Raw genomic sequence first — 12670 nt, 5'->3', positions numbered from 1 at the left:
TGGGCAGCCTTTCTGTCGTTTGCAATAATAAAATCGTGCAAAAGCGATTGTTTTCTTATAAAATAAGAAGAACATGGCATTTCTAACGTCAAATTTAAAAATAAGGTAGGTATAAATATGAAAACGGCAATTGTAACGGATAGTACAGCCTATCTTCCGAAAGAATTGCGCGACCAGTTAAACATACATATGATCCCATTAAGTGTGATTATCGGACAAGACACATATCGTGAAGAATTAGATATTACGAGTGAGCAATTTTACGAAAAAGTTCGTGAAGAGGAGAAGTTTCCGACTACTTCACAGCCGCCAATCGGTTACTTTGTGAAATTATATGAAGAGTTAGCAAAAGAACATGATGCAGTCGTGGGTGTGTATTTATCAAGCGGTATTAGCGGTACATTCCAAACGTCGATCGCTGCTGGAGACATGGTCGAAGGGCTCAACGTTTATTCCTTCGATTCAGAACTGAGTTGTGCGCCTCAAGCTTTTTATGTTTTGCGAGCGGCACAATTAGCTAACGAAGGCAAAGGACCAGAAGAAATTATCGCAGTTCTTGAAGCGATGAGACCAACTGTTGGTGCGTATTTCATGGTAGATGACTTAAACCACTTGAAACGTGGCGGTCGCCTAAATGGCGCTCAAGCTTTCATCGGTGGATTATTACAAGTAAAACCCGTTCTTCATTTTGTTGATAAACTGATCGTTCCATTCGAAAAAATTCGCACAAGCAAAAAAGCATTAAAACGCATCGGTGACTTATTCGAAGAGGAATATAAAAAAGGAATACCACTCAAGGCCGTCATTATTCATGCCAATCGCGAACAAGAAGCAAAAGAATTGCGCGACACGCTACAAAAACGCTTTCCCGAAGCTGAATTCGACATCAGCTACTTCGGCCCAGTCATCGGCACCCATCTTGGTGAAGGCTCCCTTGGCTTAGGTTGGGGACCGAGGGACTAGGGGGCAGATTCCTTGTCCCAGCCATAAAAACGAACGAGCCATTTCTCCATTAAATAGAGGGATGGCTCATTTTGATCTTTCGGTTTGTTGGGAAAGCTGTTTAGATTACTGATGATTTTGCGAAGGTGGAAGAAAGCAGCTGTAAGGTCAAAGAAAGTTAGCAAAGGCCAAAGAAAGCCTCTGTAAAGTCGAAGAATCTTCTCGACACCTCCCTCACATAAAATTAACATGACCCTCCTACTTATTTCCTTTATAATAGAATTGTAACCCCAACCTTCAATTAATAAGGAGCTGACAATATGAACGAAGAACAAGCTTTCTTCCTCTCCGGCCGATTACTCCTCGAAGAAGAAATTCCTTTTCCCCTCGAAGATCAACCCGTTGCATTTATCCAAGGTGTTTCTAAAGAAAACAATCTGTATCGCTGTTCACGCTGCGGAAACAACGAGCCGTTCCTTTTTGCCGCTTTCCCGTGTGCCCGCTGTGGTCAAAGTTGTACGTACTGCCGCAATTGCCTCATGATGGGGCGTGTGTCTGAATGCTCTCGGCTCGTGCGCTGGATAGGGCCAACACCAATGAAGCGTGAGAATGGCCGCTTACATTGGGAAGGAAAGTTATCGAAAGGGCAGCTTACAGCCTCTGATGCGGTCGTCGAAGCTGTTCAGCAACAAAGTGACACGCTTATCTGGGCGGTCTGTGGCGCAGGAAAAACAGAGGTGTTATTTCGTGGCATTGAAGCCGCTCTCAAAGAACAAAAGCGAGTCTGCATCGCTACCCCAAGAACGGATGTCGTGCTTGAATTGGCCCCGAGGCTACAAAAAGTATTTCCCGCAATCGAAATCTCAGCTTTGTACGGCGGTAGCCCCGATCGCCATAAATACAGCTCCCTCGTTGTCACAACGACTCATCAGCTGTTTCGTTTTCAAGAGGCATTTGATGTGATGATTGTTGATGAAGTCGATGCCTTCCCGTACTCCTATGATCCCACGCTACAATTTGCGGTCGACAAAGCTCGCAAGCCCCTCTCTGCCCTCATTTACTTAACCGCCACGCCGAATGAACAATGGCAATTGGAATGCCAAGCAGGAAAAAGACAGCATACGAAAATCCCCGCTCGCTTTCATCGTTATCCACTTCCAGTCCCCGAAATGCGTTGGTGCGGCCGCTGGCAAAAATCCTTCTTAAAAGGCAATATCCCTCCGAAAATAGCGGAATGGATGAAATCTCGGTTCACCTTAAACAAACAAGCGCTGCTCTTTTTCCCTCATATTGATGTAATGGAACAAGCACTTCCGCTTTTTCAGCAGTTGGACCCACGCATTCAAGCCGTCTATGCCGAAGATCCGAATAGAAAGGAGAAAGTCGCTCTCATGCGCGAAAAACAGCTTCCCTTTCTTTTGACGACAACGATTTTGGAACGAGGCGTGACCTTTCCGAATATTGATGTAGCGGTGATCGGTGCCGAGGATGATATTTTCACCGAAAGTGCACTCGTTCAAATTGCTGGTCGGGTTGGGCGCAGTGCGGATTTCCCGGATGGGGTCGTTACCTTTTTTCACTTTGGTCGTACGAAAGCAATGCTACGGGCGATTGCTCATATTGAAGCGATGAACAAGGAAGGACGAAGTAGGGGGCTGATTGACAGATGAGTCGATGTTTATTATGCCAACAGGAGACGAGGCTACAATTGAATTGGCGCCAATTTTTAGGGGTAGAGGCGGCTGAGCTGTGCGACAAATGTCAAGCCACGTTTCAACTCATTGAAGGTGAGCGTTGTCAAATATGCTCGCGACCACTTGCTGAACTGGATGAGAAATATAAAAAAGACGGCTTGTGCCAAGATTGTCTGCGCTGGGAGCAGGACCCGCAATTTTCTGATGTGCTAGCACAAAATAGTTCGTTATTTATCTACAATAAGCCAATGAAAGAATGGGTGGCTCGTTTTAAATATCGCGGTGATTACGTGCTCGCTCGTAGCTTTGCGGCAGATATTCGCCGATTGGTTCAAACGCTAGACTATGATGAAGCGACGGTGATTCCATTAAGTGATGAGCGCCTTCAAGAACGAGGATTTAACCAAGCGAAGGCATTAGCAATAGAAGCAGGGCTCGACGTTACGGAAATGATGGAGCGAGTGCATACAGAAAAGCAGTCAAAGAAATCTCGAATGGAGCGTATCAATGCTTCACAAGTGTTTCGCTTAATTGAAAAAAATGCTTGTCAAAATAAAAAAATATTAATTTTTGACGATATATATACTACAGGTACTACACTTAGACAGGCAGCCAAGTTAATGAAAGAAGCAGGAGCTAAGGAAATCCGCTCCTTTACACTCGTTCGAGGATAGATATATCATAGAGAAAAAAGTAGTTGGAGGAATAAATATGAGTGAAATCGTGAACTGTCCCCGTTGCGGCGAATTATATATGAACAATGCCTTTCGTGACGTATGTTCGAAATGTGCGAAAGAAGAAGAAGGAATGTATGAAAAAGTATATAAATTTTTACGACAACGTGAAAATCGAGCGGCGACGATTGAACGTGTTGTTGAGGTAACAGGAGTCGAAGAAGAATTGATTCATAAATGGATGAAGAAAGGTCGTCTTCATGCCACTCATTTTCCGAATATGGGCTATCCGTGCGACCGTTGCGGATCGATTATTCATAAAGGAAATCTCTGTGCAAAATGTACACAGCAAATTGAGGACGATATTAAACAACTGAAGCGAGAAGAAGAGTTTCAACAAGAGAAACAAGAAAGTGAGCGTCGTGCGACGTACTATGCGGTCAATAAAAGAAAGTTCTAAATAAGTAAAGCGCACTAAACTTTCATTTTAATCTGCCGATATAAAGGAAAAATAGTAGAAAAGGGACATTAGAAAGCGAGGGATATGCATTGAAAATTCATCCAACAGGCGTATCCGGAATCAATCCATACCAAAAGCAGCTGAACAAGCAAGAAGGAGCGAAGAAGTTTTCCGGAATGCAACCAGATAAGCTCGAAATTTCATCAACTGCCAAGGAAATGCAAGAAGCTTCTAAATTGTTAGAAGCGCGGAAAGAGAAAGTTTCTTTCCTCAAACAGCAAGTGACCGCTGGAGAGTATCAACCGAATCCGGAACAGATCGCCAAAGGACTGCTCGATTTCTTTAGAAAACCATGAATAACTAGTGGCCATAGCCAAGAAAGCAGAGGGAGACATTATGTCTGCACCAAAGTTAATTGACGTACTAGATACAATGAATCGCCTACATGAGATGCTCTATGCGTTAGCAGAAAAGAAAACGGACATTATGAAACAAAACGACATGAACGGACTCGATCAATTGCTCAAGGACGAGCAGAAATACGTCGCTGCCATCAACACGATGGAACAAGAACGGCAAAAATTAGCGACAGCACTAACAAGGAAAACAGACGCCACAATTACTGACTGTCAACAAGTCGTAACTGAACAGGAAAAACTCAAACTCCAAGCATTAAAAGAACAACTAGCGGTAAACGTCACAAAACTCAAAGAACAAAATGAGCTCAACCAGCAACTCATCTATCAATCATTACAGTTCGTCAACATGAGCATGAGCCTCATGCGACCACAACCAGAACAACCAACGTATAGTCATCCAACCCAAGGACAAAATGGACAACAAAAACGTTCAATGTTTGACTCGCAAGCATAAACAATAATAGTGGTGAATCACACACCGCTTTTTCTAATGAAGACTAATGAAACATAGGAGGTTTTTTAGTATGCGATCTACTTTTTCCGGTTTAGAAACAGCTAAACGCGGCATGTTCACACAGCAAAGCGCTTTATACACAACCGGTCATAACATCTCAAACGCCAATACACCAGGTTATACACGCCAACGAATCAACTTCCAAACGACAACACCTTATCCGAGTGTAGGCATGAACCGCCCACAAATCCCTGGACAAATGGGAACCGGGGTGGAAGCAGGATCTGTGCAGCGGATACGGAATGACTTTTTAGATTTGCAATTTCGTGGAAAAAACAGTGACCTTGGATACTGGCAGTCTCGAGCGGATTCCTTAAGTAAATTGGAGAACGTTCTGAATGAACCAAGTGAAAACGGTCTTTCAAAAGTAATGGGTGAATTTTGGAAATCATTAGAGATTTTAAGTACGAATCCAGAAAATGAAGGGGCTCGAGTGGTTGTATTAGAAAGCGCTCAAGCAGTTGCTGACACATTTCATCATCTACATAGTTCTATTACTGAGATTAGAGAAGATTTGGGATATCAAGCTGAGACAACAGTTAAAGATGTGAATTCGATCCTTACGCGAATCAATGACCTGAATCAACAGATTAAAGATGTTGAAACGCATGGTTATTTACCGAATGATTTGTATGATGACCGAGATCGGTTAGTCGATGAGTTATCGCAACATCTGAATATTGAAGTAGAGAAAGTAGAATCTGGTGGAGCCAACCTTGCGATAGCTGATGGTTTATACAATATTAATGTTGTGAATGCGGATGGAACGAAAATACCGCTTATTGATGCTAATACTTCCACTATTAATCAATTAACGATGGCTGAGGACGCTGATGGGAATATTACAATATCTGCTAACGGATCAACTCTTGACTCTGAAGGGCAATTTAAAGCTCTAGTAGAGGCAAATAATAATGATTATCCGAAAATGCTTGATGCCTTAGATAAAATGGCTAAAGACTTTGCTACGGCATTTAATGACGTACATGATGACGGAATAGATTTAAACGGTGATCAAGGTGGGCCATTTTTCAGTGTCAGTGAAGGAGCTAGCGATATTTCTGTGGTAATTGTCGATTCTTCTAAAATAGCTGCCTCTTCAAATGGGGATGCCGGTGACGGAGAAAATGCTCTTAACCTTGCTAATGTGCAGCATGATGCCGGTATTATCTCTTTCTTCGAAGGGACAATTGGCAGCTTAGGGGTACAAGCTAGAGCGGCTAATCGCCAATTGAAAAGTAGTATTGCTTCAGTGATGATGATCGAAGGGAGTCGACAATCGATTAGTTCGGTTTCATTAGACGAAGAAATGACGAATTTGATCAAATATCAGCATGCTTATAATGCGGCTGCTAGAAATATTACCGTCGTTGATGAAATGCTTGACAAAGTGATTAATGGCATGGGTGTTGTAGGAAGATAATAAATAAGTAGGTGAATAACAATGCGTATTACACAATCAATGTTATCGAATAATATGTTGCGGCATCTTTCGAATAGTTATGAAAGATTGGGAAAATTTCAAGATCAAATGAATACAGGGAAGAAGATTACAAAGCCATCGGATGATCCGATAATTGCGATGAAAGGGATGTCGTACCGGACGACGGTATTAGAAGTCGAGCAATATAAGCGAAATTTCGGTGAAGCCTATAACTGGGTTGAAAATACGGACGCCGCGCTTGATCAAGCGACACAAGCGCTGCACCGTATTCGCGAATTGACGGTTCAAGCGAGTAACGATTCATATGAAGAAGGTCAACGTGAATCGATCGAGAAGGAAATTAAGCAGTTGACCGAACATTTGGAAGAAATAGCTAACACGAAATTTGGAGATAAATACTTATTTAATGGGACAGATACGCTCAACAAGCCTGTCGACGCATCCACTAGTCCTCCAACTGTTTCTGACAATTCAAATGCTGTCAAAATTGAATTATCTAAAGGAGTTGTCATTCAAGTGAATGCCAATCCGAAAGAAGTATTCACGGAAGACTTTTTTACAGACCTTCAAGCTCTTTCTAATGATTTGACAAGTGGGAAGACAGGCGACGAGTTGGATGGCTATTTAAGTAAACTAGATACTCATATGGATGCGGTGACGTTTGAACGAGCTAAAATGGGTGCTAGCCTTAACCGGATTGAACTGATGGAAAAGCGTGTAGATGAGCAAGAAATCATTGCTAAACGAATCATGTCCGAAAATGAAGATGCGGATATGGAAGTCGTTATTACGGAACTGAAAACACAAGAAGTACTACACCGAGCTGCTCTTGGTGTCGGTTCTCGTATTATTCAGCCAACATTAATGGACTTCTTACGATAAATTAGTAAAAGCGCCTGTCTTCTCTGCCACATGTGAAAGGCAGAAGAAGACAGGCGCTTTCATTCTTTTCTAAACGAGGTGATCTTATGCAATTAGCACAAATTCGAATGACATCGCAACGAGCACAAATTGCGCTCGATATTCAAAAGCCTGTTCAATCGATTGAACAACCGCTCGCCGAACTTGATTTACAGCAGTCGCCAGCGGAGCTCACGATTGAACGGACACCCTCCAAGCTTTCAATTGATCAAACGAAAGCGCGGGAAGACATGGACTTGAAAAGCGTGGCGAAACGAATAGAAGAGTTTGCTCAATTAGGCTATCAAGATTGGTTTGAGAGTCTAGCGCGTGTTGCTGCTGAAGGTGACGAACTAATGAGGATTGAGAATGGTGGGAATCCGCTTGTCGAACAAGCGAAACGCAATGCCGAGGGGCCAGAACGTCAATTTAATATCGGCTGGATTCCATCGCACGGCAGCGTGAAAATAGATTATCAACCTGGTCAAGTGCATATTGATGTGAAAACAAATAAAGTCATTAATAACACAAGACCGCAAAAACCAATTCACGACTATCAGCCAGGGAAGGTTCATGTGTCAATGAAGCAAAACCCTTCTGTTGACATTGATTTTGTCAATTTAAAATATAAAGGCATCAACTACGAGCAAGAAATATAAACAAAGGAACGTGAAATGATGATCATCAAAACAAAATACCACGGACAAGTCGAAATTAACGAAGAAGACATTTGGACATTTAATCAAAGTATTCCGGGCTTTGCGGAAGAAAATCAATTCATATTGTTAGCTTTTCCAGAAAACGATGTATTTTTTGTTTTGCAATCAACGAACACGCCGGCACTTGGTTTTGTGATCACTAGCCCCTTTTCTTTCTTCCCAGACTATGATATTCAACTTGACGAACCCGTCGTTGAAGCATTGAAATTGGAAAAAGCAGAAGATGCAGCGGTCTATACGATTCTCACTGTCCAAGAACCATTCGAACAAACAACAGCCAACTTAAAAGCACCAATCATTATCAACACAACGAACCAACGAGCAAAGCAAGTCATTCTAAACGACAGCCGATATGAAACTCGTCATTCCATTTTCCCAGTCGGCGCCGAAAAGGAGTGACCGACGATGCTAGTACTCACAAGAAAATCAGGAGAGTCTATCCGAATCAGCGACGACATCGAAATTACCGTCATTAGCGTCCAAGGAGACAAAGTCAAACTTGGCATCGACGCACCGAAGCATGTCGACATCCATCGAAAAGAAGTGTATCTAGCGATTCAAGAAGAAAATGCGTCGGCTTCCGCTGGAGTGAAAGATTTATTTAACTTGCTACCGAAAAAATAAATGATGAAGAAAATCAAGAACTTCCATTGTGAGGTTCTTTTTCTCATTTCTTCACGCTTTCGCCACAAAATAAAAAAAGATAAAAAAAATTCTCTTAAACTATTAAATAAATTCCCCAACCTCCGATATTAACAATATAACGGACAGGACAGGGCGGCCGACCTGAACAATCCGTAAAAAATCACAGTTCACAAGGACGTGAACTACATACTCAAGGAGGAATTTTCATTATGAGAATCAATCATAATATCGCGGCTCTTAACACGTACCGCCAATTAAACAGTGCAAATGGTGCACAATCTAAATCTATGGAGAAATTATCTTCAGGTCTTCGTATCAACCGTGCAGGAGATGACGCTGCTGGTCTAGCAATCTCTGAAAAAATGCGTGGACAAATCCGCGGTTTAGACATGGCTTCTAAAAACGCGCAAGACGGTATCTCTTTAATCCAAACAGCTGAAGGTGCATTAAACGAAACTCACTCTATCCTTCAACGTATGCGTGAACTAGCAGTACAATCTTCGAATGATACAAATACAGATACTGACCGTGGCGAACTTCAAAAAGAAATGAACGAGTTAATCGATGAGATTGATCGTATTGCTGGAAATACTGAATTCAATACTAAAAACCTATTAGGTGCAAAAAATGCGAGTGGAACATTCACTGGTAGCAGTCAGTCGTTTACTTTCCATATTGGAGCTAACGAAGGTCAAAATATCGAATTAACAATTGATTCTATGGATAGTGCGCGTCTTGGTTCTACTGGTAGTGGTTCTAGTAAATTATCTGACTTGAAAACTGCTAGTGGTGCTACATCTGGTGGTATTTTAGACCAAACTTCTGCTGACACGGCTATTACTGTAGTTAACGATGCTATCGAACAAGTTTCTGCTCAACGTTCTAAACTTGGTGCGTACCAAAATCGTTTAGAGCACACTATCAACAACTTAGGAACATCTTCTGAAAACTTAACTGCTGCGGAATCTCGTATCCGTGACGTAGATTATGCTTTAGCTGCTTAAGTAGTGACAAGCACAGTCGTCCTAGCTGGTAACGGCTAGAGATTACAATCGGGTGAATTGCTGGAACCCCCTTAAAGCTTTCTTCCCCACAGCATAGCTGGAAACGGCAAGTGCGAAGGGTTTAAGAAGAAGAAAGATTGGGCAATCAGCAGCCAAGCTCCTGTAAGGAAACTTTGGAGAAGGTTCAACGACTAGGATAAACCATCTAAGGCGAACGCTATGATGATGAAATCCGTAGGTGAAACAATGTATCATCAGCATTGTGAATCCGAAGTGCCCGACCCCTACTAGATCGTTAGAGGGTGAAGATATAGTCTGGTCATTTGTGAAAGCAAATGTTCGCACGATGGCGAAAGAAATGATGAACCAAACTAAGAACTCTATCCTTGCGCAAGCATCTCAAGCAATGCTAGCTCAATCGAATCAAATGCCTCAAGGAGTATTACAACTTTTGAGATAATTGATTTAAGGGCGTCTTATCTGGTAACGGATAAGAGGATCACTGGGTGAATTGCTGGAACTTCCTAAAGCCTCTTTAACTACAACGTAACTGGAAACGGTAAGCGTGAAGGTGTGAAAATGATGAGGATGAAACAATGGATAATCAGCAGCCAAGCTCCTGTGAGGAAACTCTGGAGAAGGTTCAACGACTAGAGAATACCATTTAAGGCTTTAAGCTATGATGATGAATCTCGTAGGGCAGCAAACGCTGTTCGAAGTGCCCAGCCCCGGCGAAAGGCAGTTGACAGTTTAAAGTGTATAGTTGACTGTAATAGTAATCGGGTGAAGATATAGTCTATTCTGTGACCGAAAGGCATAGCGGCAAAGCAAGCCAATCAACAACCACAAGGAGTTCTTCAACTTCTTCGTTAATTTTATTAGAAAACCGGTTTTCCTTTTTGGGAAAGCCGGTTTTTTAAGTCACCTTTCATAAAAGACTTTTGCGGCGTAGTTCTTTAATTTTATAGGTGACTGACCAATAGGTGCGATTCAGTTTTTTAGCTATTTGCTTAGTTGTAGCACCTTTTGTTTTCATTGAAGTCAACAAGGATACTTCTTCTTCCGAATAGGGCTTATATCTTTCGGAATCCGTAGTTATTACTTCATAATTCGGATATTGCGTTGTGAGTAATTGCTTTTCATGATTAAAGCGCCAAGTCCAATTCGTTTTGTAATACATACTAGGGCAAGGGAAGCTAATGGCTTCTATACAACATAAAAAGGCGAAAGTATCTTTAACAGATGTGAATTTTAAGGCGTAGTGGTATCCGTCTGGCACCATGACATATTTAAAAGAAAGATTAAACGTATTTTCAATATGACAGCGTAAAATCTCCAATTGGTGTCTAGGATAATTTTGTAGAGCTAACGTAATGGCTGGAGTTAAATAAATTTTTTGTTTGCGGTGGTTGATTCTTTTTGTGATAGATAATGTGCCATCATCCATGTAAAGGATAGCCAGAAAATAAGGTGAGGTACAATCAGGTAATAATTGAGTAGGAATTTGCTTCTGACCACTTTCTTGATAGAAGTATGGATACAATTGAGTGAATAATGAAAGTGAGCGAGATCGTAAAGTTTGGCTTTTAGGAGTTAAATAGAATAATTGTGGGATTAAAGATTGTTTCCACTCTCGATAAGCTCTTTGATTAACACCATAGTGCTCACGATAGCTATTATTTTTCCTTCGAGCTCCTTTATATAGTTTAGTGATCTCGCCGTCCCCAATGATACTAGCGATTAATACATTTTGTTGTATACTGCTTAATCCGTATAATTCCATGTTATCCTACCTCTCTTATGAAACGTATGTTCTTATTGTAAGCGATTATTATTATTTATGCAATAAAAGGAAGAGAAGATATCCCTTCCTTTTATTGTTTATACTTTAAATAATAATCTTGCAAGCGAATGTGCTCCCAATTGTGAATGTACGCTCCTCCTTCAGTGCAATTGTATAAGTGTAGGTGAGGATGATTTTTAGCGAATGATTCAAACCATTTGCGATAGATCGTTAAATTTTTTGCTGTGTATACTTCGCCTGTGCGGTCGTAATTTAACACTTTTTCAGAGGCTTTCGTTTGTTTCATTTCTTTTTGGGCATGCGCTTGATTGGAGTGGCTTTTACCATCAGTGAAAGCTAAGTCTTGTCCAATTAAGGCAATGCTTTCTCCTCCTAGCTGAACCATGACATCGAGTAAAGCTGTTGCGACAGATCCTCCGGTTTGAATTGTAGGTTCTTGTTTCAAAGCAGCTATTTTTTCTGCTTCTTCAAAACCTTTTTGCCATAAAATTCGTCGAGGGCCTTTATTTAGCATCACGGTCTCGTGATAAGCTGTACTTAAATAGAATAGTGGTGTTTTAGGTAGAGAAATGTCTGTTAATTGCGTATAGGTTGCTTCGTTGGCATCAATGATAACGGAAAAAGTCAGGAGTAACTCCGTGCTGCATGAGTGGTTTAATGGCTGTTGCTACTGCCCCGATGATAGATGTCTGTTCTGTTCTAATTTGTTTGAGTAAAGGCAGTTGCTTATTTAAGGAAGGGTCTGCTGAAACTAAGATCATTGGCTTATCTTTATGTCTATTCATCAGTTTGTGAGTTCCCTGGTCGTTGAGTGCGATGTTTTTTTCAAAATTTGTCTTCATATTTTCAATTTGATGCTGGAGTGATCCATTTTGAAGTTTGATATGATCCAATACCGCTTTCACATTTCCTAATTCATTCGGAAAGATATCTAAACCATGTTTATGAATGAGTAAGTTTGTTGAGCGAATGTCAGAAAATAAATTTGTCTGTGCCATCAATGGAAGCTGGGTGAATGACTTAACGGAAACATTAGGGAGGTTTGCAACCAACTCATGAAAAGGACTGCTCTTAAACCAATGGAAAAACGTATCGTTAAATTCAATCACCGTGATCGATTGATTCGGTAATAAATTAGCAAGTGCTTGGATGTGATATCCGGCACCTAGACCGATGACGACGATGTTTTCATCTTTTTTTACATGTTTGCTGGCATTTTCACTCCAAATTTTCGCTTCACGCAAAGGGTCATATTTACTATGAAACGTCATGAGTTTTCCGTTATCTTCTATTTTTATAGTCGGTACGGTTCTAGTTTCTACGATGGTAATCTTCATGTTTACCTCTCCTTTTCTCCTAATTATAATAGAAAAGTAGTGAAGAAGAAATGAAGTTTCACTAGCTGTGACATTTAAAAAAGTAGATTTCTGTCGATATAATAGGAAGAAAGT

The 12670-nt window shown here is 41.2% G+C and carries 16 protein-coding genes; 13 read left to right on the top strand and 3 right to left on the bottom strand.

Translation table 11 applies throughout. The features are described from left to right. Positions 1-117 precede the first annotated feature (117 nt). The 13 genes from fakB to ACSVDJ_RS16635 all read left to right on the top strand — a co-directional run bounded on the left by fakB (position 118) and on the right by ACSVDJ_RS16635 (position 9875). On the top strand, positions 118-963 hold the full coding sequence (fakB, locus tag ACSVDJ_RS16695; protein ID WP_439167372.1) for a fatty acid kinase binding subunit FakB: 846 nt from the start codon (positions 118-120) through the stop codon (positions 961-963). A gap of 299 nt (positions 964-1262) precedes the next feature. Next, on the top strand, positions 1263-2612 hold the full coding sequence (locus ACSVDJ_RS16690; RefSeq protein WP_439167370.1) for an ATP-dependent helicase ComFA: 1350 nt from the start codon (positions 1263-1265) through the stop codon (positions 2610-2612). After that, the gene (locus ACSVDJ_RS16685; protein ID WP_439167368.1) at positions 2609-3310 is read left to right on the top strand and encodes a ComF family protein; all 702 of its coding nucleotides are present in this window, start codon (positions 2609-2611) and stop codon (positions 3308-3310) included. Before ACSVDJ_RS16690 ends, ACSVDJ_RS16685 begins: the two co-directional genes overlap by 4 nt. 37 nt (positions 3311-3347) lie before the next feature. After that, positions 3348-3770, top strand: a complete 423-nt coding sequence (locus tag ACSVDJ_RS16680; RefSeq protein WP_439167366.1) for a TIGR03826 family flagellar region protein — start codon at positions 3348-3350, stop codon at positions 3768-3770. Positions 3771-3859: 89 nt separating this feature from the next. Next, on the top strand, positions 3860-4126 hold the full coding sequence (gene flgM, locus ACSVDJ_RS16675) for a flagellar biosynthesis anti-sigma factor FlgM (protein ID WP_439167364.1): 267 nt from the start codon (positions 3860-3862) through the stop codon (positions 4124-4126). Between the two features lie 40 nt (positions 4127-4166). Continuing rightward, positions 4167-4643 carry a flagellar protein FlgN gene (locus tag ACSVDJ_RS16670; RefSeq protein WP_439167362.1) on the top strand — a complete coding sequence of 159 codons (477 nt, stop codon included), beginning with the start codon at positions 4167-4169 and terminating at the stop codon, positions 4641-4643. A gap of 70 nt (positions 4644-4713) precedes the next feature. Continuing rightward, positions 4714-6126, top strand: coding sequence for a flagellar hook-associated protein FlgK (gene flgK, locus ACSVDJ_RS16665; protein WP_439167359.1), 1413 nt, complete (start codon positions 4714-4716; stop codon positions 6124-6126). 21 nt (positions 6127-6147) lie between these two features. Further along, positions 6148-7029 (top strand): flagellar hook-associated protein FlgL, encoded by an 882-nt coding sequence (gene flgL, locus ACSVDJ_RS16660; protein WP_439167357.1) that lies wholly within the window; start codon positions 6148-6150, stop codon positions 7027-7029. An 86-nt stretch (positions 7030-7115) separates the two neighbouring features. Next, entirely contained in the window at positions 7116-7706 is a 591-nt protein-coding gene (locus tag ACSVDJ_RS16655) for a DUF6470 family protein (protein WP_439167355.1), read from the top strand. A gap of 18 nt (positions 7707-7724) precedes the next feature. Further along, positions 7725-8165 (top strand): flagellar assembly protein FliW, encoded by a 441-nt coding sequence (fliW, locus tag ACSVDJ_RS16650; protein WP_439167912.1) that lies wholly within the window; start codon positions 7725-7727, stop codon positions 8163-8165. Between the two features lie 6 nt (positions 8166-8171). Beyond that, positions 8172-8390 (top strand): carbon storage regulator CsrA, encoded by a 219-nt coding sequence (gene csrA / locus ACSVDJ_RS16645; protein WP_439167354.1) that lies wholly within the window; start codon positions 8172-8174, stop codon positions 8388-8390. Between the two features lie 230 nt (positions 8391-8620). Then, a complete protein-coding gene (locus ACSVDJ_RS16640; protein ID WP_439167353.1) occupies positions 8621-9415 on the top strand; it encodes a flagellin N-terminal helical domain-containing protein in 795 nt (264 codons plus the stop codon). 325 nt (positions 9416-9740) lie between these two features. Beyond that, on the top strand, positions 9741-9875 hold the full coding sequence (locus ACSVDJ_RS16635) for a flagellin (protein ID WP_439167352.1): 135 nt from the start codon (positions 9741-9743) through the stop codon (positions 9873-9875). Between the two features lie 468 nt (positions 9876-10343). Here the strand turns inward: ACSVDJ_RS16635 and ACSVDJ_RS16630 are convergent, their stop codons facing one another. The 3 genes from ACSVDJ_RS16630 to ACSVDJ_RS16620 form a co-directional block, all read right to left on the bottom strand. Next, positions 10344-11198 carry a DNA endonuclease gene (locus ACSVDJ_RS16630; protein WP_439167350.1) on the bottom strand — a complete coding sequence of 285 codons (855 nt, stop codon included), beginning with the start codon at positions 11196-11198 and terminating at the stop codon, positions 10344-10346. Between the two features lie 91 nt (positions 11199-11289). Beyond that, positions 11290-11790 (bottom strand): 6-hydroxymethylpterin diphosphokinase MptE-like protein, encoded by a 501-nt coding sequence (locus ACSVDJ_RS16625; RefSeq protein ID WP_439167911.1) that lies wholly within the window; start codon positions 11788-11790, stop codon positions 11290-11292. A 34-nt stretch (positions 11791-11824) separates the two neighbouring features. After that, a complete protein-coding gene (locus ACSVDJ_RS16620) occupies positions 11825-12556 on the bottom strand; it encodes a 6-hydroxymethylpterin diphosphokinase MptE-like protein (RefSeq protein ID WP_439167349.1) in 732 nt (243 codons plus the stop codon). Positions 12557-12670: the final 114 nt, after the last annotated feature.

The organism is Bacillus sp. Hm123, from assembly GCF_051842975.2.
Lineage (GTDB): Bacteria > Bacillota > Bacilli > Bacillales > Domibacillaceae > Bacillus_CE.
This window is presented reverse-complemented; position numbering and strand designations above follow the sequence as displayed.

What these genes read in the sequence shown, in the direction of transcription:
- csrA (WP_439167354.1), top strand. Translation starts at nt 8,172, where the DNA reads ATGCTAGTACTCACAAGAAAATCAGGAGAGTCTATCCGAATCAGCGAC.
- fliW (WP_439167912.1), top strand. Translation starts at nt 7,725, where the DNA reads ATGATCATCAAAACAAAATACCACGGACAAGTCGAAATTAACGAAGAA.
- flgK (WP_439167359.1), top strand. Translation starts at nt 4,714, where the DNA reads ATGCGATCTACTTTTTCCGGTTTAGAAACAGCTAAACGCGGCATGTTC.
- fakB (WP_439167372.1), top strand. Translation starts at nt 118, where the DNA reads ATGAAAACGGCAATTGTAACGGATAGTACAGCCTATCTTCCGAAAGAA.
- ACSVDJ_RS16620 (WP_439167349.1), bottom strand. Translation starts at nt 12,556, where the DNA reads ATGAAGATTACCATCGTAGAAACTAGAACCGTACCGACTATAAAAATA.
- ACSVDJ_RS16680 (WP_439167366.1), top strand. Translation starts at nt 3,348, where the DNA reads ATGAGTGAAATCGTGAACTGTCCCCGTTGCGGCGAATTATATATGAAC.
- flgL (WP_439167357.1), top strand. Translation starts at nt 6,148, where the DNA reads ATGCGTATTACACAATCAATGTTATCGAATAATATGTTGCGGCATCTT.
- ACSVDJ_RS16630 (WP_439167350.1), bottom strand. Translation starts at nt 11,198, where the DNA reads ATGGAATTATACGGATTAAGCAGTATACAACAAAATGTATTAATCGCT.
- ACSVDJ_RS16690 (WP_439167370.1), top strand. Translation starts at nt 1,263, where the DNA reads ATGAACGAAGAACAAGCTTTCTTCCTCTCCGGCCGATTACTCCTCGAA.
- ACSVDJ_RS16670 (WP_439167362.1), top strand. Translation starts at nt 4,167, where the DNA reads ATGTCTGCACCAAAGTTAATTGACGTACTAGATACAATGAATCGCCTA.
- ACSVDJ_RS16640 (WP_439167353.1), top strand. Translation starts at nt 8,621, where the DNA reads ATGAGAATCAATCATAATATCGCGGCTCTTAACACGTACCGCCAATTA.
- ACSVDJ_RS16655 (WP_439167355.1), top strand. Translation starts at nt 7,116, where the DNA reads ATGCAATTAGCACAAATTCGAATGACATCGCAACGAGCACAAATTGCG.
- ACSVDJ_RS16685 (WP_439167368.1), top strand. Translation starts at nt 2,609, where the DNA reads ATGAGTCGATGTTTATTATGCCAACAGGAGACGAGGCTACAATTGAAT.